The organism is Pseudomonas sp. 7-41 (assembly GCF_021233075.1).
In the GTDB taxonomy this organism is placed as follows: Bacteria; Pseudomonadota; Gammaproteobacteria; order Pseudomonadales; family Pseudomonadaceae; genus Aquipseudomonas; species Aquipseudomonas veronii.
Map to the genome: position 1 here is coordinate 1,428,920 of NZ_CP089551.1, position 23,060 is coordinate 1,451,979.

Annotated in this window: 20 protein-coding genes and 1 pseudogene; 11 read left to right on the top strand and 10 right to left on the bottom strand. The window is 63.7% G+C overall.

Annotation, left to right across the window (positions count from 1 at the left end):
- Positions 1-8 precede the first annotated feature (8 nt).
- The 6 genes from cmoB to LQ249_RS06415 all read right to left on the bottom strand — a co-directional run bounded on the left by cmoB (position 9) and on the right by LQ249_RS06415 (position 6,545).
- Positions 9-965 (bottom strand): tRNA 5-methoxyuridine(34)/uridine 5-oxyacetic acid(34) synthase CmoB, encoded by a 957-nt coding sequence (gene cmoB, locus LQ249_RS06390; RefSeq protein ID WP_177029751.1) that lies wholly within the window; start codon positions 963-965, stop codon positions 9-11.
- On the bottom strand, positions 962-1,705 hold the full coding sequence (cmoA, locus tag LQ249_RS06395) for a carboxy-S-adenosyl-L-methionine synthase CmoA (protein ID WP_017844550.1): 744 nt from the start codon (positions 1,703-1,705) through the stop codon (positions 962-964). Before cmoA ends, cmoB begins: the two co-directional genes overlap by 4 nt.
- Positions 1,706-1,741: 36 nt before the next feature.
- Positions 1,742-2,398, bottom strand: a complete 657-nt coding sequence (locus LQ249_RS06400) for a lysoplasmalogenase (RefSeq protein WP_232566266.1) — start codon at positions 2,396-2,398, stop codon at positions 1,742-1,744.
- 1 nt (position 2,399) lies between these two features.
- Positions 2,400-2,789 (bottom strand): protease inhibitor I42 family protein, encoded by a 390-nt coding sequence (locus tag LQ249_RS06405; protein WP_017844552.1) that lies wholly within the window; start codon positions 2,787-2,789, stop codon positions 2,400-2,402.
- Between the two features lie 191 nt (positions 2,790-2,980).
- A complete protein-coding gene (lon, locus tag LQ249_RS06410; RefSeq protein ID WP_017844553.1) occupies positions 2,981-5,401 on the bottom strand; it encodes an endopeptidase La in 2,421 nt (806 codons plus the stop codon).
- 154 nt (positions 5,402-5,555) lie between these two features.
- Entirely contained in the window at positions 5,556-6,545 is a 990-nt protein-coding gene (locus LQ249_RS06415; RefSeq protein WP_046384581.1) for a GntR family transcriptional regulator, read from the bottom strand.
- Between the two features lie 350 nt (positions 6,546-6,895).
- Between LQ249_RS06415 and LQ249_RS06420 the strand changes: the two genes are divergently transcribed.
- From LQ249_RS06420 to LQ249_RS06465, 9 genes and pseudogenes are all read left to right on the top strand, one after another.
- The gene (locus LQ249_RS06420; protein ID WP_232566267.1) at positions 6,896-8,227 is read left to right on the top strand and encodes an amidase; all 1,332 of its coding nucleotides are present in this window, start codon (positions 6,896-6,898) and stop codon (positions 8,225-8,227) included.
- 12 nt (positions 8,228-8,239) lie between these two features.
- Positions 8,240-9,118, top strand: coding sequence for a polysaccharide deacetylase family protein (locus LQ249_RS06425; RefSeq protein WP_046384579.1), 879 nt, complete (start codon positions 8,240-8,242; stop codon positions 9,116-9,118).
- 161 nt (positions 9,119-9,279) lie between these two features.
- Positions 9,280-10,620 carry an MFS transporter gene (locus LQ249_RS06435; protein ID WP_017844557.1) on the top strand — a complete coding sequence of 447 codons (1,341 nt, stop codon included), beginning with the start codon at positions 9,280-9,282 and terminating at the stop codon, positions 10,618-10,620.
- Positions 10,621-10,630: 10 nt separating this feature from the next.
- Positions 10,631-11,392: an SDR family NAD(P)-dependent oxidoreductase gene (locus LQ249_RS06440; protein ID WP_017844558.1), complete on the top strand. Its 762-nt coding sequence runs from the start codon at positions 10,631-10,633 to the stop codon at positions 11,390-11,392.
- A 37-nt stretch (positions 11,393-11,429) separates the two neighbouring features.
- On the top strand, positions 11,430-12,179 hold the full coding sequence (locus LQ249_RS06445; protein WP_232566268.1) for an SDR family NAD(P)-dependent oxidoreductase: 750 nt from the start codon (positions 11,430-11,432) through the stop codon (positions 12,177-12,179).
- Between the two features lie 13 nt (positions 12,180-12,192).
- A complete protein-coding gene (locus LQ249_RS06450) occupies positions 12,193-12,492 on the top strand; it encodes a hypothetical protein (protein ID WP_017844560.1) in 300 nt (99 codons plus the stop codon).
- Positions 12,493-12,604: 112 nt separating this feature from the next.
- Positions 12,605-12,919 (top strand): annotated as a pseudogene (locus tag LQ249_RS06455) (GTP-binding protein); the annotation flags it as partial.
- A 154-nt stretch (positions 12,920-13,073) separates the two neighbouring features.
- Positions 13,074-14,048 carry a CobW family GTP-binding protein gene (locus LQ249_RS06460; RefSeq protein WP_046384577.1) on the top strand — a complete coding sequence of 325 codons (975 nt, stop codon included), beginning with the start codon at positions 13,074-13,076 and terminating at the stop codon, positions 14,046-14,048.
- Entirely contained in the window at positions 14,045-15,217 is a 1,173-nt protein-coding gene (locus LQ249_RS06465; protein WP_026139746.1) for an ABC transporter substrate-binding protein, read from the top strand. The genes LQ249_RS06460 and LQ249_RS06465 overlap by 4 nt, the downstream gene beginning before the upstream one ends.
- 62 nt (positions 15,218-15,279) lie before the next feature.
- Here LQ249_RS06465 and LQ249_RS06470 read toward each other — a convergent pair whose 3' ends face one another.
- Both LQ249_RS06470 and LQ249_RS06475 read right to left on the bottom strand, forming a co-directional pair.
- Positions 15,280-17,691 carry a glucose/quinate/shikimate family membrane-bound PQQ-dependent dehydrogenase gene (locus LQ249_RS06470; protein WP_046384576.1) on the bottom strand — a complete coding sequence of 804 codons (2,412 nt, stop codon included), beginning with the start codon at positions 17,689-17,691 and terminating at the stop codon, positions 15,280-15,282.
- An 881-nt stretch (positions 17,692-18,572) separates the two neighbouring features.
- Complete coding sequence (locus LQ249_RS06475; protein WP_169863747.1) at positions 18,573-20,591, bottom strand: TonB-dependent receptor; 2,019 nt, start codon at positions 20,589-20,591, stop codon at positions 18,573-18,575.
- A 210-nt stretch (positions 20,592-20,801) separates the two neighbouring features.
- Here LQ249_RS06475 and LQ249_RS06480 point away from each other — a divergent pair, with 210 nt between their 5' ends.
- Positions 20,802-21,035, top strand: coding sequence for a VF530 family DNA-binding protein (locus LQ249_RS06480; RefSeq protein WP_010212838.1), 234 nt, complete (start codon positions 20,802-20,804; stop codon positions 21,033-21,035).
- A 4-nt stretch (positions 21,036-21,039) separates the two neighbouring features.
- Positions 21,040-21,663 (top strand): Pr6Pr family membrane protein, encoded by a 624-nt coding sequence (locus LQ249_RS06485; protein ID WP_017844565.1) that lies wholly within the window; start codon positions 21,040-21,042, stop codon positions 21,661-21,663.
- A 1-nt stretch (position 21,664) separates the two neighbouring features.
- On the opposite strand, the gene LQ249_RS06490 is transcribed toward LQ249_RS06485, so the two are convergent.
- Together LQ249_RS06490 and LQ249_RS06495 are read right to left on the bottom strand one after the other, a co-directional pair.
- Positions 21,665-22,432, bottom strand: a complete 768-nt coding sequence (locus tag LQ249_RS06490) for a siderophore-interacting protein (RefSeq protein ID WP_057004319.1) — start codon at positions 22,430-22,432, stop codon at positions 21,665-21,667.
- Positions 22,429-23,004, bottom strand: coding sequence for a PadR family transcriptional regulator (locus LQ249_RS06495; protein ID WP_201021930.1), 576 nt, complete (start codon positions 23,002-23,004; stop codon positions 22,429-22,431). The genes LQ249_RS06490 and LQ249_RS06495 overlap by 4 nt, the downstream gene beginning before the upstream one ends.
- Positions 23,005-23,060 lie beyond the last annotated feature (56 nt).

The window sequence follows — 23,060 nt, forward strand, 5'->3', positions numbered from 1 at the left end:
GATTGGGGTCACTTCCTGGCGATGATCACCGCCCGCATCGGCGCCGGCAGCCCTTCGATGGTCTTGCTGTGATCGTCCGGGTCGAGGAAGTCACTCAGCGACTGATACTTCATCCACTCCGTCCCCCGCTGTTCTTCAACCGTGGTCACACTCACATCCACACAGCGCACCTCACTGAACCCGGCCCGGCGCAGCCACAGCATCAACGCCGGCACCGATGGCAGGAACCATACGTTGCGCATCTGCGCGTAGCGGTCTTCCGGCACCAGCACCTGTTGCTGATCGCCTTCGATCACCAGCGTTTCCAGCACCAGTTCACCGCCTTTGACCAGGCAGTCTTTCAGCGCCAGCAAATGCTCGATCGGTGAGCGACGGTGGTAGAACACGCCCATGGAAAACACAGTGTCGAAGCCTTCCAGGTTCGCCGGCAAGTCCTCGAACGGGAACGGCAGGTGCCAGGCGTTCGGCGCCGACAGGTAACGTTGCACCGCCTGGAACTGGCAGAAGAACAGCCAGTTCGGGTCCACGCCGATCACACTGTCGGCACCGGCGCCGAGCATGCGCCACATGTAATACCCATTGCCGCAGCCTACATCGAGAATGCGCTTGCCCTTCAGGTCCAGGTGCGGCGCGACCCGCGACCACTTCCAGTCCGAACGCCATTCGGTGTCCACATGCACGCCGAACAAGTGGAACGGGCCCTTGCGCCACGGGCACAGGCCCATCAATGCGCTGTGCATCTGCGCGCGCGTGGCATCGCCGCAATCGCTGTCGAGGGTCAGGCCATTGAGCAAATCGACTTCGCTGGGCTGGATCTTCGGCAATGCATCCAGCGCGCTCTGCCAGCGCTCCAGGTCGCCATGCCCCTTTTCCATCTTGCTATCGAGTTGCGCTTGCAGGCCCTGGGCCCACACGGCCAGGGGAGTGCCGACCAGATGGCGGGCGAGGGGGGACAGATCAATCATGGCAAGGCAATCAACGAGGCAAAGTTAAGACACTGGAACCACGGCACGACTTTCGAGAACCCGGCCGCCAGCAGGCGTTCGCGGTGTTCTTCGAGGCTGTCGGGCTTCATGACGTTTTCGATGGCGCTGCGCTTCTGGGCGATTTCCAGCTCGCTGTAGCCGTTGGCGCGTTTGAACGCGATGTGCAGGTCGGTGAGCAGCGCGTGTTCTTCAAGGTCATTGAAGCGCAGCTTTTCCGAGAGGATCAGCGCACCGCCGGGCAACAACGCCTGGCGGATGCGCCCGAGCAACGCCAGGCGCTGATCGGGGGCGATGAATTGCAGGGTGAAGTTCAGCGCCACCACCGAGGCCGGCTGGAACTGCAGCGCGAGGATATCGCCCTCGATCACCTGGACCGGCAGCAACTCCTGGAACATCGAGTCCTGGCCATTGAGGTACTCGCGGCAGCGCTCGACCATCGCCGTCGAATTATCCACCGCGATGACGTGGCAGCCGTCGGTACGCACGTGGCGGCGCAACGCCTGGGTGACCGCGCCGAGGGAGGACCCCAGGTCGTACAGCACACTGTTGGGCTGGGCGAACTGCGCGGCGAGCACGCCGAGGTTTTCGACGATGGTCGGATAACCGGGCACCGAGCGCTTGATCATGTCCGGGAACACCCGCACCACGTCTTCGTTAAAGGCGAAGTCCGGCACCTGGGGCAGGGGCTGGGCGAATAGGCGATCGGGTTCTTTGCTCACGGTTGTTCCGGCGACGAGGGGGGAAAGGCGGGCATTTTAGCCAAGTTGCTCCTTGGATGCGCGGGTTGTCTGATGGAACGCCGAGGCGGTGATGCCCCATTGGCCGAGCCAGTAAGTGGCGATCAGCAGATACGGCGCCGCGTCGAAGCTCAGCACAAAGCGATTGATACCGATCAGCGTGTCGGAAACCACAAACGATACGGCCCCCGCCGCCGCCAGTAGCGCCGAACGCTTGGGCACCGCGCTGCCCAGTCGCGCCAGCGCCCGCCAGAGCATCGCGCTGATCACCAAGGCGTAGACCACCACTGGAATCAGCAAGTCGCCGAGGCCATGGGCGATCAGGATGCTCAGCAGCATCGCGCCGACGCCCAGCGCCAGCATCAACGGCAGCCATGCCAAGCGTCGGCAGTCGCTGAAATAGGCTTTGAGGTACGCCAGGTGCGCGCACAGAAACGCGCCCAGGCCAAAGATAAACAAGTCGCCCGGCCACGCCAGCAACACATCGCCGACCAGGGAGAAAATCAGCCCCAGGCTGATCCAGCGTCGATAGTCGCTCGGCGGCGCATCATGCAGCCAGCCCAGCAGCGCCAGCACCGGCAACGGTTTGACCAGCAGGCACAGTAACGCCGCGTGGACGGTCAGGCCGTAGATAAAGGTACCGGCGCCCATCAACGCAAGAATCAGCCATGGCATATCAGTTCACCGTGATGGCGCAGTCGAACGTCTCGGCCGGTTCGGCTTCCGGTTCCCAGGGTTGCTGGGAGGTCAGGCGCAAACGGCCCTGGCCGGCCGCAAAGGCCTGGAAGCGCCAGGTGGACTGGCCGCCGCCGCCGATCACGCCGGATTCCGTGCTGCTGTAGACCTCGGGCCCCAGGGCGCGCAGCACGCCGCCGGCGGAATCCTGGATGGCCCAGCGGTAGCCGGTGGTGGGGTTGCTTGGCAGGGTCAGGATCAGGTTTTGTCCGTTTTTGAGCTGGAGCGGGCAGGCGCTCTGTTTTTCCACGCTGACGTTTTGCTGCGGGGCACTGGCGCACGCGGCCAGCAGGGCAAGGCTCAAGGGGAGAAGCAGGCGGGCAGCGGTCATGAAGACTCCGTTGATGTGCGACGAAGGGCGAGCATAACCGAAGATGCGACAGGGTGTGACAAGAGGGCGGCGACGGACGCCATCGCGCGCAAGCCCGCTCCCACATCTTGGCCGCCTTCCAAAGGATGTACTCGGTCAAGTGTGGGAGCGGGCTTGCGCGCGATGACGCCCGCCCAAGCGCTAACGGCCTATCAGAACAGCACCTTGGCCACGTCCGCAAAGCGCTTGGCGAAGTGGACGGTCATCCCTTCCTTCAGATACTCCGGCAATTCCTCAAAGCTGCCGCGATTCGGCTCCGGCAAGATCAGCTCGTGAATCTTCTGGCGCCGCGCCGCGATCACCTTCTCACGCACCCCGCCAATCGGCAGGACATGCCCGGTCAGCGTCAGCTCGCCGGTCATGGCCACGCCTTTCTTCGGTGGCTGGTTGCGCGCCAGCGACAACAGCGCACTGGCCATGGTCACGCCAGCGCTGGGGCCGTCCTTCGGTGTGGCGCCTTCGGGGACGTGCAGGTGGACGAAGGCTTCATCGAAGAACTTCGGATCACCGCCAAACGATTTCAGGTTGGAGCTGACGTAGCTGTAGGCGATTTCAGCGGATTCTTTCATCACCTCACCCAACTGCCCGGTGAGCTTGAAGCCGCGGTTGAGCGTGTGGATGCGGGTCGCCTCGATCGGCAGGGTCGCGCCGCCCATGCTGGTCCAGGCCAGGCCGGTGATCACGCCGACGCCAGACAGCACTTGTTCGTTGCGGAACACCGGGATGCCCAGGGAGCTTTCCAGGTCCTTGGTGCCGATCTTGATCACCGCGTCCGGCTCATCCAGCAGCTTGACCACCGCCTTGCGCACCAGCTTGCCCAGTTGTTTCTCCAACTGGCGCACCCCGGCTTCGCGGGCGTAGCCGTCGATCAATGCGCGCAGGGCGCCGTCGCTGATGGTCAGGCTGTTTTTCGACACGCCGGCTTTTTCCAACTGCTTAGGCCACAGGTGGCGCTTGGCGATGGCGACTTTTTCTTCGGTGATATAGCCCGACAGGCGAATCACTTCCATGCGGTCCAGCAGGGGGCCTGGGATCGAGTCGAGGGTGTTGGCGGTACACACGAACAGCACTTTCGACAGGTCCAGGCGCAGGTCCAGGTAGTGGTCGAGGAATTCGACGTTCTGTTCCGGGTCGAGGGTTTCCAGCAGCGCCGAAGCCGGGTCGCCCTGGAAGCTCTGGCCCATCTTGTCGATCTCGTCGAGCATGATCACCGGGTTCATCACTTCCACATCTTTGAGCGCCTGCACCAGCTTGCCGGGCAGGGCGCCGATGTAGGTGCGGCGATGGCCCTTGATCTCGGCCTCGTCGCGCATGCCGCCGACGCTGAAGCGATAGAACGGCCGCCCGAGGGATTCGGCAATCGATTTACCCACGCTGGTCTTGCCCACGCCCGGCGGGCCGACCAGCAGCACGATGGAACCGGCGACTTCGCCTTTATAAGCGCCCACCGCGAGGAATTCGAGGATACGACTCTTGATGTCGTCCAGCCCGGCATGGTGTTTGTCCAGGACCTTGCGCGCATGTTTCAGGTCGAGCTTGTCCTTGCCGTACACGCCCCACGGCACCGAGGTTGCCCAGTCCAGGTAGTTGCGCGTCACCGCGTATTCCGGCGAACCGGTTTCGAGGATCGACAGTTTGTTCAGTTCTTCATCGATACGTTTCTGCGCCTGGGCTGGCAGCACTTTGCCTTCCAGGCGCTGTTCGAACTGTTCGACGTCGGCGCTGCGGTCGTCCTTGGTCAGGCCCAGCTCCTGCTGGATGACCTTGAGCTGTTCCTTGAGGAAGAATTCGCGCTGGTGCTCGCCGATCTTGCGGTTCACCTCGGCGGAGAGTTCTTTTTGCAGGCGCGCGACTTCGACTTCCTTGCGCAGCATCGGCAGGACTTTTTCCATGCGTTTGAGCATGGGCACGCAGTCCAGCACTTCCTGCAACTCATTGCCGGTGGCGGAGGTGAGGGCGGCGGCGAAGTCGGTCAGCGGCGACGGGTCGTTGGGGCTGAAGCGGTTGAGGTAGTTCTTCAACTCTTCGCTGTACAGCGGGTTGAGCGGCAGCAGTTCCTTGATCGCATTGATCAGCGCCATGCCGTAGGCCTTGACCTCATCGGTCGGCTCGGTCGGCTGGTGCGGGTATTCGACTTCCACCAGGTACGGTGGGCGATGGTGCTTGAGCCAGGTGCGAATCCGCACGCGGGTCAGGCCCTGGGCGACGAATTGCAGTTTGCCGTTTTCGCGGCTGGCGTGGTGGACCTTGACCAGGGTGCCGTACAGCGGCAGCGCGGAGGTGTCGAAATGCCTCGGGTCTTCGGGCGGCGTGTCCATGAAGAACAGGGCCAGGGAGTGATGGTCGGATTTGCTCACCAACTCCAGGGTTTCGGCCCACGGCTCTTCATTGACGATCACCGGCAATACTTGCGCCGGGAAGAACGGTCGATTGTGAATCGGGATGATGTAGACCTTGTCCGGCAGGTTCTGCCCAGGCAGGGCCAGGCCGGTATTGGACGAGTGAACCTCGGCGTTTTCAGGGTCGGCGTATTCGTTGGCGTCGTAATCGGGGGTATCTTGCTGGTCGCTCATGGGGCACCTGCATCAGGAAGTATGCAAGTTAGATGGGGCGGGCCAGCGGCGGTTTCAATGGCGGGGGCTAGATAGCAACATATTGCATGAAATTACTGCAGAGACTCGGTCAAGGTGGGAGGGGGCTTGCTCCCACAAGGTTAACCGCATGCCGTCAGCTGATTTTGTGCAGGTAGGCGGGCAGGGGCTGTTCCGGCAACACCGACAATACCTTCAACCGCTGCAACATCCGCTGCCGCGCCCGTTGCAGGTGCTCGCGCAGGTTCAACGCCGCCGCATCGAACGCGCCGTGCAGCAACAATTCAAGGATCAAGCGGTGTTCGGCGAGCATCGCCGGGTCGGCGCCGATCCCCAGCAAGCGATAGAAAATCCGACTGATGATCATCGGGCTCTGGCCCTGGCGGATCAGCGCGGCGATCTTGCGGTTCTGCAGGCCGGCGAGGCAGCGTTGGTGCAAGTCTTCTTCGATCTGCTCGATGGCTTCCAGGCTGCACTGCGGGCTGTCCTGGGCGTCGAGCACGCGTTGCAACATGGCTTCGAGCAGCGCGCGGTCAAGGTTCGGCGCGCTCTGGCGCAGCGCTTCAGGCTCCAGGCAGGCGCGCAGTTCGTAGTCTTCGGTGACTTCCCGCGCCGTCAACGGCCCGGCCAGCCATTGGGAGTAGGGCTCTTTTTCCACCAGGCCACGGTCGCGCAGACGCATCAGCGCTTCACGCACCACTGCGCGGCTGACGCCATAGTGGTCGGCGGCGGCTTGCTCATCCAGGCGATAATGGCCAAAGGCTATGCAGGTGGACAGCGCCGCGCCGATTTCCTCGACGATCCGCTCGCCCAACGGCCGTGTATCCACCAACTCGTCCTCGTCGTTCAGGCCCAGGTGCGCAGCGCTCAGCGGCAGGCGCAGCGGTTCCATGGCCACGCCCTCGGGGTTGATCAGGTAACCGCGCCCGTTGAAACGGCAGATCAACCCTTCGGCATGCAGCAGGTCCAGCGCCTTGCGCACCGGCACGCGGCTGGTGCCGAACAATTCGGCCAGCGGCGCTTCGAGCAGGACCAAGCCGTGGCGGGCGGTGCCGTTGACGATCGCGTCACGCAAAAGCTGGTGAATCATCGCGTAACGGGAGGCCGAGGCGGACACTGCTTTCATCGTGTTCTCTGAGGTAAAGAGGTCTGGTGTATGTAGGACGAAGCCGGGGATTCTCTCATAGATGCGCCTGTCACTCCGCGCCACGTCGGTGGCACTTTTTTGGGGCCTTGAATCTAGGACTGTTACTTTTCTGCACTAAAATGTACTTATTAATAAAAGATACATTATTGGCTTGGGCGTGGGTTGCAGAGTCCGCGCCAGGTTTTTTTGCTTCCTACAAAACCATCTAGCCCGGCGCTCTGGTCGATAAAGCGCAACCGCGGGAAAAGCCATCGACACAGACTGGCACGAAAGCTGCCTTTATTAAATGTACATTTTATTAATATGTACGTTTTATGAGGGTCAACCTGATGTCAGACGCCACTTCAATGGCCGAGGATTTCGCCAGCGGTCGCAGCGACCCGGTGCAAGCCCTCGAACAGGCGCTCGACCACGCGAGCCGCGCGGCCGCGGTGTTTATCACCCTGACCGCCGACCGCGCCCGCCGCGAAGCCGAAGCCGCCGCCGCCCGGTGGCGCGCCGGCCAGCCCTTGAGTGTGTTCGACGGCGTGCCCCTGGCCTGGAAAGACCTGTTCGACGTGGCCGGCAGCGTCACCACCGCCGGCGCCGCCTACCGCCGCGACGCGCCCGCCGCCTTGCTCGATGCGCCGAGCGTGGGCCTGTTGTGCCGCGCCGGGATGGTCAGCGTGGGCAAGACCAACCTCAGCGAGCTGGCCTATTCCGGCCTTGGCCTGAACCCGCATTTCGGCACGCCGCACAACCCCCATGGGCGTGACCAGCCGCGGATTCCCGGCGGTTCGTCGTCCGGTTCGGCGGTGGCCGTCGCCGCCGGCATCGTGCCCATCGCCATGGGCACCGACACCGCTGGTTCGATCCGCATCCCCGCCGCCTTCAACGGCCTGGTCGGTTACCGCAGCAGCAGTCGGCGCTACAGCCGCGACGGTGTGTTCCCGCTGGCCCGCACCCTCGACAGCCTCGGCCCGCTGACCCGCAGCGTGCGTGATGTGCTGGCCATCGACGACCTGCTCAACGGCCGCCGGCAAACCCATCGCGCCCGCAGCCTCAAGGGCCTGCGCCTGGTGCTTGAGCAACGCCTGCTGGATGACGTGCAACCGGCGGTGCGCAACAACCTGCTGCGCGCCGTCGAGCAACTCAACGCCGCCGGCGCGCTGATCGACGTGCGCCCGTGCGCCACCTTCCAGGCCACCCTGGAACTGATCCAGCAGCAAGGCTGGCTCGGCGCGTTCGAAGCCTTCGCCCTGCACGAAGCGCTGCTCGACAGCCCCGACGCCGCTCGGCTCGATCCGCGTGTCCGGCGCCGCCTCGAAGCGGCGCGGTCGCTGCCGGCCAGCCGCCTGATCCAACTGATCGACGCGCGTCGCCGTCTGCAACAGCAACTGGTCGACGAACTCGACGGCGCCCTGTTGATCACCCCGACCGTCGCCCATGTCGCCCCGGCGCTGGCAGCGCTGGAAGTCGACGACGAACGCTTTGCAAGCACCAACCTCGCCACCCTGCGCCTGACCATGCCCGGCAGTTTTCTCGACATGCCCGGCGTCACCTTGCCCAGCGGCTGCGACGCCCTGGGCTTGCCCACCGGGCTGCTGCTCAGCGCCCCGACGGGGGAAGACGCACGCCTGTTGCGGGCGGCGCTGTCCGTCGAATCCCAACTGACTATCTAAGGAGACACCCCCATGGCTAAAGACATCCTCTGTGCATTCGGCGTCGACGTTGACGCCGTCGCCGGCTGGCTCGGTTCCTACGGCGGCGAAGACTCGCCCGACGACATTTCCCGCGGCCTGTTCGCCGGTGAAATCGGCGCGCCGCGCCTGCTCAAACTGTTCGAGCGCTACGGCCTGCGCACCACCTGGTTCATCCCCGGCCACTCGATGGAAACCTTTCCCGCGCAGATGAAGGCGGTGGCCGACGCCGGTCACGAAATCGGCGTACACGGCTACAGCCACGAAAACCCGATCGCGATGACCGCCGAGCAGGAAGAAATCGTGCTCGACAAGTCCATCGAACTGATCACCCAAGTGACGGGCAAACGTCCGACTGGCTACGTCGCACCGTGGTGGGAATTCAGCAAGGTCACCAACGAGCTGCTGCTGAAAAAAGGCATCAAGTACGACCACAGCCTGATGCACAACGACTTCCACCCCTACTACGTGCGCAAGGGCGACAGCTGGACCAAGATCGACTACAGCCAGCACCCCGACACCTGGATGAAACCTCTGGTACGCGGCGAAGAAACCGACCTGGTGGAGATCCCGGCCAACTGGTACCTCGACGACCTGCCGCCGATGATGTTCATCAAAAAGGCGCCCAACAGCCACGGCTTCGTCAACCCGCGTCACCTCGAAGAAATGTGGCGCGACCAGTTCGACTGGGTCTACCGCGAACACGAACACGCGGTGTTCACCATGACCATCCACCCCGACGTGTCCGGCCGCCCGCAAGTGCTGCTGATGCTCGAACGCTTGATCGAACACATCCAGAGCCATGCCGGCGTGCGCTTCGTCACCTTCGACGAAATCGCCGATGACTTTATCCGTCGGCAACCGCGTACCTGATCCCCAGCCCTTGTAGGAGCGAGCTTGCTCGCGAAAAACCTGAGAACGCCGCGTGCATCCAGGATGCCCGCGTCATCGTTGATGATTTTCGCGAGCAAGCTCGCTCCTACAAGATGGGTTCAAACCGCGTAGCTGATCCCCCCACCTTTGAGGCGCGATTCATGTCCATCTACAACAAGCTTGACCTGACTGGCTGGAAACCCCGGCAACTGACGTCCCAGGAAGTGCGCTTCGCCACCTGGATCGCGTTTTTCGCCTGGGTGTTTGCGGTGTACGACTTCATCCTGTTCGGCACGTTGCTGCCGGAGATCGGCCGGCACTTCGGCTGGGGCGAGGTGGAGCAAGCTGAAATCGCGACCTGGGTGGCGGTGGGCACGGCGGTGGTGGCGTTTGCCATTGGCCCCGTTGTCGACAAGTTGGGGCGACGCAAAGGGATCATCTTCACCGTGGCCGGTTCCGCAGTGTGCTCGGCGCTGACCGCGATCGGTGGGGCGTGGGGCAAGTCGCCGCTGATTCTGATCCGTTCGTTGGGCGGTCTGGGCTATGCCGAGGAAACCGTCAACGCCACGTATTTGAGCGAGCTGTATGGCGCCTCGGAAGACCCCCGACTGACCAAGCGTCGCGGGTTTATCTACAGCCTGGTGCAGGGCGGCTGGCCGGTCGGTGCATTGATTGCCGCCGGTTTGACCGCGCTGTTGCTGCCAATCATCGGCTGGCAGGGGTGCTTCATTTTTGCTGCGATCCCGGCCATCGTGATTGCGATCATGGCGCGCAAGCTCAAGGAGAGCCCGCAGTTCCAGATCCACCAGCGCATCAGCGAGCTGCGTAAAAGCGGCGCGGTGAGTGAAGCGCAAAACGTTGCCGTGACCTATGGCGTGGACTACGACGAGCACAGCAAAGCCGGCCTCAAAGCCGCCTTCCGAGGCCCGGCCCGCCGCGCCACCCTGGTGATCGGCGCCGCGCTGTTGCTCAACTGGGCGGCGATCCAGGTGTTCAGCGTGCTCGGCACGTCGGTGATCGTCAGCGTTCACCACATCTCGTTCGAGAACTCACTGATCATCCTCGTGCTGTCGAACCTGGTGGGTTACTGCGGTTACCTCAGCCACGGCTGGATGGGCGACAAGATCGGCCGCCGCAATGTCATCGGCCTGGGCTGGATGCTCGGCGGGCTGTCGTTCGCCGGGATGCTGTTCGGCCCGAGCAACATGGCGATGGTGGTCGGGCTGTACAGCCTGGGCCTGTTCTTCCTGATCGGGCCGTATTCGGCGGCGTTGTTTTTTATCAGCGAAAGTTTCCCCACCAGCATCCGCGCCACCGGCGGCGCGATCATCCATGCCATGGGCCCGATCGGTGCGGTGGTCGCGGGGTTCGGCGCGACGCAAGTGTTGTCCGCCGGCAGCGACTGGCAGACCGCTGCCCTGTGGTTCGGCGCCGTGCCGTGCTTTTTGTCCGGCGTGCTGATGTTCGCCGCACGCCATGTGCGCCCGGAAACCGTGCAGTAAGGAGTGTTCGATGAACCGTAAAGTTGCCTTGATTACCGGTGCCGCCAGCGGCATCGGCCAAGCCCTCGCCGTGGCCTATGCGCGTTGCGGCGTGGCCGTGGTGGGCGGGTATTACCCGGCCGATCCCCATGACCCGCGCACCACCGTGTCCTTGGTGGAGCAAGCGGGCGGCGAGTGCCTGATGCTGCCGCTGGACGTCGGCGACAGCGCCTCGGTGGACGCCTTGGCGGCCCAGGCCGTGCAGCATTTTGGCCGCCTCGATTACGCGGTGGCCAATGCCGGTCTGCTGCGTCGGGCGCCGCTGCTGGAAATGACCGATCAGGTGTGGGACGAAATGCTCAATGTCGACCTGACCGGGGTGATGCGTACCTTCCGCGCAGCGACCCGGCATATGCCCGCAGGCGGTGCGCTGGTGGCGATTTCGTCGATTGCCGGCGGCGTATATGGCTGGCAGGAACACAGCCATTACGCGGCGGCCAAGGCCGGTGTGCCGGGGTTGTGCCGCTCGCTGGCGGTGGAACTGGCGCCGTTGGGGATTCGCTGCAATGCGGTGATCCCGGGCTTGATCGAGACGCCGCAATCGCTGGATGCGCAGAACTCCCTCGGGCCGCAAGGCCTGGCCAAGGCGGCGCGGGCGATTCCGCTGGGCCGGGTGGGCAGGGCGGATGAAGTGGCGTCGCTGGTGCAGTTTTTGACCAGTGACGCGTCGAGCTATTTGACCGGGCAAAGCATCGTCATCGACGGTGGCCTGACCGTGCGCTGGCCCGACTGACCCCACCTGGGTACTGTGTTTTTTCAGGAGTTTGTGTATGCCCCAACTGACTAACCGCCGCGCCGTGATCACCGGCGCCGGCAGCGGCATCGGTGCCGCCATCGCCCGTGCCTATGCCGCTGAAGGCGCGCGCCTGCTGCTGGCCGACCGCAATGCCGTCAGCCTCGCCGAAACCGCCGTCACCTGCCGCAACCTCGGCGCGCAAGTGTTCGAGTGCCTGGCCGATGTCGGCACCGTCGAAGGCGCCCAGGCCAGTGTCGACCGTTGCGTCGAACATTTCGGCGGCATCGATATCCTGGTCAACAACGCCGGCATGCTCACCCAGGCGCGCTGCGTCGACCTTACGATCGAAATGTGGAACGACATGCTGCGCGTCGACCTCACCAGCGTCTTCGTCGCCAGCCAGCGCGCCTTGCCGCACATGCTGGCGCAGGGCTGGGGACGGATCATCAACGTCGCCTCGCAACTGGGGATCAAGGGCGGCGCCGAGCTGACCCACTACGCCGCGGCCAAGGCCGGGGTGATTGGCTTTACCAAATCCCTGGCGCTGGAAGTCGCCAAGGACAACGTGCTGGTCAACGCCATCGCGCCGGGGCCCATCGAAACGCCGCTGGTGGGCGGCATCAGCGACACCTGGAAGCGCGCCAAGGCCGCCGAACTGCCCCTGGGCCGCTTCGGCCTGGCCGACGAAGTGGCGCCGATCGCTGTGCTGCTGGCCAGCGAGCCGGGCGGCAACCTGTTCGTCGGCCAGACCCTGGGCCCGAACTCCGGCGACGTCATGCCATGAGCGGGGTATAGCCATGTGCGGACTCTGCGGGCTGCTCGGCGAAGACCTGCACTGGAGCGACCCCCTGGGCGACGAGTTGCCCCGGCGCCGCGAACGCCTGCGCCGGATCGCCGCGATCAACCAGGTGCTGGCGGTGTTCCGGCTCAAGGTCGAAGACTTCCAGGGCGCGTCGTACCTGCTGCTCGGCGCGACCGGCAAGCAGGCGTTGGCCAGCGGCCTGGATCAACTCTGGCAAGCGGCCGAAACCATGCTCGGGCGCCAGCTGGATCCCCTCGACCCGCAACTACTCGATCACTTGGAATGCCCCTTGTAGGAGCGAGCTTGCTCGCGAAAAGCCCGAGAGCGCCGCGTGCATCCAGGATGCCCGCGTCATCGTTGATGATTTTCGCGAGCAAGCTCGCTCCTACAAGGGGCGGAGGTAACATATGAGTATTGCCCTCAACGTCATCACCGGCTTCCTCGGCAGTGGCAAGACCAGCTTGCTCACGCGCCTGCTGCAGGGCGAGAGCCTCGGCGACACGGCGCTGCTGATCAATGAGTTCGGCGACGTCGGCATCGACCACCTGCTGGTGGAAGAGGTGGCCTTCAAGCGGGTGATCCTGGAAACCACCGGCCTGGCCGACCCGGCGCCGATCCTCGCGACCCTCAACAACGACGTGCAACTGCGCGGACGTGTTCATATCGGCCTGGATCAACTCTGGCAAGCGGCCGAAACCATGCTCGGGCGCCAGTTGGACCCCCTCGACCCGCAACTACTCGATCACTTGGAATGCCCCTTGTAGGAGCGAGCTTGCTCGCGAAAAGCCCGAGAGCGCCGCGTGCATCCAGGATGCCCGCGTCATCGTTGACGATTTTCGCGAGCAAGCTCGCTCCTACAAGGGGCGGAGGTAACATATGAGTATTGCCCTCAACGTCATCACCGGCTTCCTCGGCAGTGGCAAGACCAGCTTGCTCACGCGCCTGCTGCAGGGCGAAAGCCTCGGCGACACGGCGCTGCTGATCAATGAGTTCGGCGATGTCGGCATCGACCACCTGCTGGTGGAAGAGGTGGCGCCGGACACGGTGCTGCTGCCCGGCGGCTGCGTGTGCTGCTCGATTCGCGGCGAACTCAAAGACGCATTGCTCAGCCTGTTGCAACGCCGCGAGCGCGGCGAGATCCCGGCCTTCAAGCGGGTGATCCTGGAAACCACCGGCCTGGCCGACCCGGCGCCGATCCTCGCGACCCTCAACAACGACGTGCAACTGCGCGGGCGTGTTCATATCGGCCTGGTCATCACCCTGGTCGACGCCAGCCACGCGGCCCTGCAGGAACGCCTGCACCCGGAATGGCTGGCCCAGGTGGCGGCGGCGGATCGCTTGCTGCTGAGCAAGACCGACCTTGTGGACGACTGCACGCCGCTGCGCCTGCACCTGCAGGCGCTGAACGCGGGCACGCCGATCCTTGATAGCCGCGACATCCACAGCGGCGATCAACTGCTGCTCGGCGCAGGTCTGCGCAGCGCCGAACCGGCCGCCGAAGTCAGGCGCTGGCAACTGCACCGGACCACCACCGCCCGCCACGGCGCCGCGCAAGTCTGCTGCCTGAGCTTCGACCGGCCGCTGGATTGGGTCGGTTTCGGAGTGTGGTTGTCGATGCTGTTAAGATGCCATGGCGAACGAATCCTTCGCGTCAAAGGACTGCTCAACGTGAACGCAAGCTCGGCCCCCATCGTCATTCATGGTGTGCAGCACTGCCTGCATGCGCCGGTCCACCTGCCAGCGTGGCCGGGCAGCGACCGCCAATCGCGCCTGGTGTTTATCCTGCGCGGCCTCGACCCGGTGCTACTGCGCCGCTCGTTTGAGGCGTTTTCACGGCGGTTCGCGGCATGATCACCTTAAGAGTCCTCGGTACGTCGGTGACCTTGCTCGAATGCTTGCGCGTGCGGGCCGAACAGGAACTGGGCATTCGCCTGGTGTACCAGGTGCATGACGTCGAACAGGCCCAGCGCATCGCCGTGATGCAGCCCGACAGCTACGACCTGTACGACCAGTGGTTCCACAACGTCGACTTCGTATGGCCCGCCCGCGCGATCCAACCCATCGACACGCGGCGCATCGCCTTGTGGCACGAGATCAACGACCTGCCCAAGCGCGGTCGCCTGTCGCCCAGCGACCGCCTGGGCAGTGGCAGCGTGCCCAGCGAGCGGCTGTTTGTGCAGCACGATGGTAGCCTCGGCAGCACGGTCACCGAACGCATCAGCATGTTGCCGCTGACCCACAACGCCGACAGCTTCGCCTACCGCCCCGAGCGCCTGCCCGAGGCGTTCAGCCGCAGCAACGAAAGCTGGGGCTGGCTGCTCGACCCGCTGTTGCGCGCGCGCACCGCGTTGCAAAGTGACGCGGCCATCGGCGCGCTCGATGCCGCGTTGGCGGTGCAGGGCGCCGGGCTGGCGAGGTTCAGGGACATCGGCAACATGAGCATCGAAGAGATCGACGTGCTCGCCGATATCCTGGTGCGCAAGCAGAAGGAAGGGCACTTCGCGGCGTTCTGGTCCGACGATGAAGAAGCCGCGCAATTGATGCTCAGCCCGAACATCGATATCCAGAGCCTGTGGTCGCCGACCCTGATGCGCCTGCATCGCGCCGGGGTGAAGTACCGCCTGGCGGTGCCGCGTGAAGGCTATCGCGCCTGGTTCGGCGGCCTGTCGTTGTCGCGCCATGCCCAGGGCCCGGTGCTCGACGCGGCTTATGCGTACCTCAATTGGTGGTTGTCCGGCTGGCCGGGCGCGGTGATGGCACGCCAGGGTTACTACATCGGCAACCCGGCACGCAGCCGCGATCACTTGACCAGCGCCGAATGGGACTACTGGTACGCCGGCAAGCCCGCGCGCGAAGAGTTACCGGGCAGCGACGGCCTGCCGCTGATCGATATCGGCGAAGTGCGCGACGGCGGCTCCTATGAACAGCGCATGGGGCATATCGCGGTGTGGAATTCGGTGATGGATGAACACAACTACCTGGTGCGGCGCTGGGGGGATTTCATGCGCGCGCGAGGCTGATGCCAACCAAAAAAGGCGGCTACCTGTGAGGGTAGCCGCCTTTGTTTTGCTGCAGGTTTTGCTTAATCCGGCAGTTTGAACGCCATCACATAGTCACCCTGCTTGGTGCCCAGGGAGCCGTGACCGCCGGCCATGACCAGCACGTATTGCTTGCCGTCCTTGCCGGTGTAGGTCATCGGTGTGGTTTGCGCACCGGCTGGCAGGCGACCTTCCCACAGTTGCTTGCCGTTTTTCACGTCATAGGCACGCAGGTACTGGTCGAGGGTGCCGCTGAGGAAGGACACGCCACCGGCGGTGGTGAAAGTGCCGCCCAGGCTAGGCACGCCCATGGTCAGCGGGAGCGGAACCGGCGAGCTGTCGCGCACGGTGCCGTTCTTGTGCATCCAGATGGTTTTGTGGGTGGTCAGGTCGACCGCCGCCACATAACCCCACGCCGGTGCCTGGCACGGCAGGCCCATCGGCGACAGCATCGCTTCGAGGATCACGCCGTAGGGCGCGCCTTTGTTCGGCTGCACGCCTTGGGTTTCGCTGATGCGCGGGCCTTGCTTGGCAATGTCGGCGGCCGGGATCAGTTTCGATTTGAACGCCATGTAGTTCGGGTTCACGAACGCGATCTGGCGCACCGGGTCGACGGAAATGCCACCCCAGTCGAACACGCCGAAGTTACCCGGATAAACGATGGAACCTTGCAGCGAAGGCGGGGTGAACGCACCGTCGTAGCGCATGGATTTGAAATCGATGCGGCACAGCATCTGGTCGAACGGGGTCACGCCCCACATGTCACGCTCTTTGAGCGGCGGTGGCATGAAGTTCAGATCAGACTTCGGTTGCGTCGGCGCGGTGTGATCGCCCGCGACTGCGCCTTGCGGCACGGCCACTTCGTGGATCGGCACCACCGGTTGGCCGGTGGCGCGGTCCAGCACGTAGATGCTGCCTTGTTTGGTCGACGCCATCACCGCTTGTTTCACGCCGGCTTCGGTCTTGATGTCGATCAGCGAAGGCTGGCCGCCCACGTCCATGTCCCACAGGTCATGGTGGGTGAACTGGAAGGTCCACTTCACGTGGCCGCTGTCGATGTCCAGGGCGGTCAGGCCGGCGCTGTATTTTTCCGAGTCTTCGGTACGGTCGCCGCCGTATTGGTCGGGCATCTGGTTGCCCATCGGCAGGTAGAGCATGCCGAGTTTTTCATCCACAGAGAACATGGACCACATGTTCGGCGAGTTGCGGGTGTAGGTCTTGCCTTCGGCCAACGGGGTGGTGTCGTCCGGGTTGCCGCTGTCCCAGTTCCACACCAGCTTGCCGGTGTGGACGTCGAACGCGCGGATCACGCCGCTGGGCTCGTCGGTGGAGACGTTATCGGTGACGTGACCGCCGATCACCACCAGGTTTTTGGTCACCGCCGGTGGCGAAGTGGAGTAGTAACCGCCTGGGGCGAAGCTGCCGATATTGGCACGCAGGTCGACCTGGCCTTTGTCGCCGAAGTCTTCGCACATCTTGCCGGTGTCGGCGTTCAGGGCGATCAGGCGGGTGTCGGCGGTCGGCACGAAGATGCGTTTCGGGCAGGCGTTCGGCGCGGCAGCCGGGCTGGCGCTGCCGGTCGGGCTCTGTTCGGAGGCGTAGGCGGCGTCATCGTGATACGACACGCCACGGCAGGTCATGTGCGCCCAACCCTTGAAGTTTGCGGCACCTTCGGTGCTGATCTTCGGGTCGAAACGCCAGATTTCCTTGCCGGTATCCGGGTCCAGGGCAATCACCTGGCTGTGCGGGGTACACACGTAGAGCATGCCGTTGACTTTCAGCGGGGTGTTTTCCGCGGTGGTCTCGCCCGGGTCGTTCGGGCCTGGGATGTCGCCGGTGCGGTAGGTCCACGCTGGAACCAGTTTGTGGGCGTTTTCCGGGGTGATCTGCGCCAGGGGCGAGTAGCGATCGCCGTAGGCCGAACGGCCGTAGGAATTCCAGTCGCCATCGGCCTGGGTCGGCGCGGCGCTGGCCATGCCCGGTACTGCGTCGCGGTCCAGTTGGCCTTTGATTTCACCCGGGTGGGTGAATTGGCTGGCCACGGCGGCAGCTCCGGCCAGGACCACGGCCACGCTCAGCGCGCCGGTGCCCAGCGGTGCCGATTGGCCACGCAGCAACGGACGGCGAAACCATGGGAGCAGCATGACGATGCCCAGGGCGAACAGCAGTGCCAGGCGCGGTACCAACTGCCACCAGTCCAGGCCGACTTCCCACAGTGCCCACACGGTGCTGGCGAAGAGTACCAGTGCGTATAGGCCCAGCGCGGCGCGGCGGGTGGCCAGCAGCAGAAGGCCGGTCAGGGTGATGCCGATGCCGGCCAGCAGGTAGTACAGCGACCCGCCGAGCAGGCTCAGCTTGATACCGCCGGCCAGTAAGGCCAGGCCCATGATCAGCAGCAAGACGCCTAGCAGCCTGGGCAGTAGGCGGCTTGGGCTTGAGGCACCATCAGTGCTCATAGTGTGTTTCTCCGTGACGTTGGAATTATGTGTCCCCGTGTGTCTTCACTGTAGATGACGATTTGGCACGGGCTTGGTTCAGCGTGAGTCGGTTTTTCCTGGGGATAGCGGGGGGTATCCACAGGGGGGTGATTTATTTTTAGGCGCGGTCGGGTGTGAGACAGCGCTGTCTTTGTGGCGAGGGGTGTTCGGTAGGTTGGGGTTGACCGAGAGTGAATCGTTTCAGGTTATTGCCGCCAAGGATAATGCGGTGGGGCGTTGAGAGAAAGTGAAAATCGCAAGATGCATTATTTCGGATTTGGTAACAGTGACAGAATGTCGCTGTGGGATGAGGGGGTGGGGTTGTTGTTAGGGGGCTGGTGGATGGCCTTGGGGGAGGGGGCATATCCGTTTCTTCGGTAACGGCGGCTATGGGTTCCGCCCTTACGGCGGGTCACTTTGGAAAAGCCCCAAAGTAACCAAAGGGCTCTTGCCCCACCACTCGGCACCTCGCTAGTGCTCGGTGTGCCCTCACTCCGGCTTGAATCCGTGGGCCGCCGTCATGGGCCATCCCTGGCCCAGGACGGCTAACCCGGCGTCCTGCCGGGTTGCCCACGGATTCAAGCCTGCGTTCGGCCAGCGTGGTTTAACGGGGCGCCTCAGATCAAGATCAAGAGCCTCGCTTCGCATTGTGGAGTGCTTTGGATCAAAAGCGGATCAAGAGCCTCGCTTCGCATTGTGGAGTGCTTTGGATCAAAAGCGGATCAAGAGCCTCGCTTCGCATTGTGGAGTGCTTTGGATCAAAAGCGGATCAAGAGCCTCGCTTTGCATTGTGGGGGGCTTTGGATCGAAAGCGGATCAAGAGCCTCGTTTTGCATCGTGGGGCGGTTCTTTTTGGATAGTTAGAAGGTGGTGCGCAGGCCCACTTGTACGCTTCTGCCTGCTGCCGGGGCGATGTCGCGCAGGATCGAGCTGGCGTAGCGCACGGTTTGGTTGGTCAGGTTTTCGCCATTGACGAATGCCAGCCACTGGCTGCCGCCGACGTTGAAGCGATAGCCGGCGCTGGCGCCCAGCGTGGTGTAGCCGTCGGTGCCGCTTTCGTTGGAGGGCACACGGCCTTGTCCGGCGGCGTGTTCGATGTCGATGCGCGCTTGCCAGCGGTCCAGTTCCCACAGCAAGCCGCTGTTCAGGCGCAGCGGTGCGATGCGCGGCAGGGCTTCGCCGGTGTCGAGGTTGGTGGCGCGGGTGTAGTCGCCCGACAGTTCCAGTGCGAACTTGCCGTAGGCGCCTTCGCCGAGCGTCCAGTGATCCTGGGCTTCAAAGCCGGCGAAACGGGCGCGCACTCCCGAGTATTCGTATTCGGGGATGCCGCCGGCGTCTTCTTCACCTTCGTCGTTCAATGTGCGACCTGTGCCCAGCAGGCCGATGTAGTTGGAGAAACGGCTGTAGAACACGCCGAAGCTGCCCTTGTGCGTGCCGTTGTCAAAGCGCAGTGCGAGGTCGCTGGATACGGCTTTTTCTTTCTTCAGGTTGGCGTTGCCCAACTCGTAGGTGCCGGTGGCGACGTGAGCGCCGTTGGCGTACAGCTCGTAGAAGGTCGGCGCGCGCTCGGTGTAGCCCAGGGTTGCGGCCAGCGACCAGATCGGCGTGAGGGTGTACACCGCGCCGGACGACAGGCTGCCGGCGGTGAAGTCGTTGGTCTTGTCGGCATTGGCGAAGCGCGCGTTGCCTTTGCTGTCCGGGTCGACGCTGGTGTGCTCCAGGCGCCCGCCGAGGCTGAGTTTCAGGCGCTCGGTGGCCTGCATTTCTTCGAGGATGAACAGCGCGCCGGCGTTGGTGTCGGTCTGCGGTACGAAGGCTTCTTCGCCGAGGGCCGAGAACTCGTTGCGGGTCACTTGTGCGCCGACCACGCCGTCGAACGGGCCGAGCGGCTGGTGGCGCGCTTCAACCCGGGCTTCATAGCCTTTGTTCTTGAAGATCGTGCCGGTTTCGCCGCCTTCGATTTCGCGGTGCTCGTAGTCGGTGTAGCCGGCGTCGAGTTTCACCGAGGTGAACGGGCCCTGCAGGTTGCGTACCTCGGAGGCAAACGCGTAGTGGTCCTGCTTCATGCGGATCCGCACAGCCTGTTCGGCGGGTGAGCCGTAGTTGCTGTCGTAGGTGCTGTAGGACAGCCCGGCATAACCGTCGTCCCAGGTGTAGGAACCGCCCAGCGCACCGCCGTCCTGGCGCCCGTCGCTGTTGCCCAGGCGGCCGTTTTTGCCGGGGCCGTCTTCGGCTTCCGGAGCGTGGCGGCTGCGGGCTTGGCCCGGGATTTTGAGGTCGTTGAATTCCCGCGCATTCGCGTCCAGGTGCAGGGCGAAGGTGCCGTTGCCGGCTTCGAGTTTGCCCGCGCTGCTGCGCGTGGTGTCGGCGCCGCCGTAGCGTAATTCGCCAGCGCCGTGGATGCCTTCGATGGCTTCGGTGGGGATGCGATTGTCGAAGGTGTTGACCACCCCGCCGATGGCGCTGCCGCCGTACAACAGGGCCGCCGGGCCGCGCACGATTTCGATGCGGTCGACGTTGACCGGGTCCAGCGGCACGGCGTGGTCGTAGGACAGCGACGACGCATCCAGCGCGCCCACGCCGTTGCGCAGCAGGCGAATGCGGTCGCCATCCTGGCCGCGGATGATCGGTCGGCTGGCGCCCGGGCCGAAGTAGGACGACGACACGCCCGGTTGCTTGTTCAGGGTTTCGCCGAGGCTGCCTTTTTGCTGCAGGGTCAGCTCATCGCCTTCCAGCACGGTGGTCGGCGAAGCCAGTTGCGCGCTGCCCAGGGGGTTGGCGGTGATGACTTGGGGTTGCAGTTCCAGCGCATGGGCTTCGGAGCAGATCAGCAGGGCGGCGGCGAGGGGCGACAAGCGCCAGGCAGAGGAGAGGGACATCGGACATTCCTTGGCAAACGACAAAAAGAGAAGGCGGCAAACGGTAACGAACAGCTTACGGTTGATAGCTATCGTTACAATATAACATCTCTTTTTGCCCTGAAAAGGGCAACTTTTCCCCAGGGGCTATATTCAATGCGGTGCTTCCACCTGTTCGCCCCGTCGGCTAAGGTGCGCGGCTGTATTTCCTCTTTTTGCAAAAGGCCTGGCATGACCGCGACAAGCAACGACCCGCTTCACGGCGTGACTCTGCAACACGTCCTCACCACCCTGGTGGAACACTACGAATGGAGCGGTCTGGCCGAGCGCATCGATGTCCGCTGTTTCAAGAGCGACCCGAGCATCAAGTCGAGCCTGACGTTCCTGCGCAAAACCCCGTGGGCGCGGGAGAAAGTCGAAGGGCTGTACGTGAAACTGATGCGTACCAAACGCCCGTTGGACTGAGCCCATGAAACGCTGTGTGACGGCGGCGGCCCTGGCCGGTTGGGTGGGGTTGGCGATTCAGCAATACCTGATTTTCTATTCGCGCTGGTCGACGGGCGCCAGCCTGTTGGGCGGTCTGGTCAACTTCTTCAGCTTCTTCACCGTGTTGACCAACACCCTGGTGGTGGTGGTGCTGAGCTACGCCGTGGTTGATCGTGATTCAGCGGCGAAGCGGTTTTTCCTGGCGCCCAGGGTCAGCAGCGCGATTGTCGCCAGCATCGTGCTGGTGAGCCTGGCCTATAACCTGCTGCTGCGGCACCTGTGGCAGCCCGAAGGGTTCCAGTTCATCGCCGACGAATTGCTGCACGACGTGATGCCGCTGCTGTTTGTCGTCTACTGGTGGCGCTGTGTGCCCAAGGGCACGTTGCAGTGCAAACACATTGGCCTGTGGGTGTTGTACCCGTTGGTGTACTTCGCCTATGTGCTGCTGCGCGGGGATTTGCTCGGGCAATACCAGTATCCGTTTTTCGACGTCGGCACCCTCGGTTATCCACAGGTGTTCGTGAATGCCGGGGGGATTCTGGCGGGGTTCGTGCTGATTGCTCTGGCGGTGGTGGGGTTGGATAAAAGCATCAAACCCCACGGATGACTCATTCTTCCTCACTGCCCTCGGCGCGCCAGTAGCCGACGGCCTTGAGGAACGCTTCATCGACCTTGTGCGTATCCAGCAGCACCCGGCGCACCTGGCGCGACAGCTTGGTTTCCATCGCGACGAAGGTGTACAGCGCACCGCTCGGCAGCGTCAGTGCGCGCACGGTGTCGAGCAGGTCGGCCTGGCCGCGCACCACCCAAATCACTTCCACCTCGGCCGCGCTTTGCAGTGCTTGCCGTTCCGCCGCATCGGCGATTTCGATCACCGCCAGCACCGTGCGCCCGGCCGGCAGTTCTTCGAGGCGGCGGGCGATGGCGGGCAGGGCGGTTTCGTCGCCGATCAGCAGGTAGCTGTCGAAGATGTCCGGCACGATCATCGAGCCCCGTGGGCCGCCGATGTACAGGTGCTGGCCGACTTGAGCCTGCTCGGCCCAGGTGGAGGCGGGGCCGTCGCCGTGCAGCACGAAGTCGATGTCCAACTCGCCGAGGCTCAGGTCGAAACGCCGTGGCGTGTAGTCGCGCATGGCCGGCTGCGGGCCATCGCCCTTGATGCTGAAGGTCGGGCTTTGCAGCGCGGCTTGCTCGGCGGCGTTCTGCGGGAACATCAGCTTGATGTGATCGTCACTGCCCAGGCTGACAAACCCCGCCAGTTCGGGGCCGCCGAGGGTGATGCGGCGCATGCGCGGGGTGATATCGACCACCCGCAGCACGTCGAGGCGACGGCGTTTGATCTCGTGGCTGACGCGATGGATGACGGGCGTATTCATTGATTTTCCCCCTGGACAGCTTGAACGGCCGGGCCGTCGACGATGGCTTGTGCGGTGCTATTGAGCAGCGTGGCGACCCGCGCGATTTCTTCGGCGCTCCAGCGTCCGTGGTGCAGTTGCAAGGCATGACGCAGGTTATGCACCGCCTCGTGGATTTCGGGCGGGCGATCATGGCCGCGCAGCGAGCGTTTGCTCACGTCGATACGCATTCGCACGCCTTCCAGTGCAATCGCCTGCTCGCTTAAAGAAAGACGACCGGCGTCGGTGATGGTGTAGCGTTTTTTTCCGCCTTCGGCATCGCCGCTGATCAATTCGCTTTCTTCAAGGAAGGTCAGGGTCGGGTAGATCACACCGGGGCTGGGGCTGTAGGCGCCGTCGAACAGGCCTTCGATCTGGCGGATCAGGTCGTAGCCGTGGCACGGCTGCTCGGCGATCAGCGCCAGCAACAGCAACTTCAGGTCGCCGGGGGCGAACACGCGTGGGCCGCGACCGCCGCGTTCACGGCCGGGGCGTTTTTCGAAGCCGTCGCGGCCGTCGCCGTGGGAATGGGGATGGGGATGATGCTCTCTCATTTTGGGTCTCTCCGTTTTTGTTAAGATATAACTTAAGATATATCTTTAGACTGTTC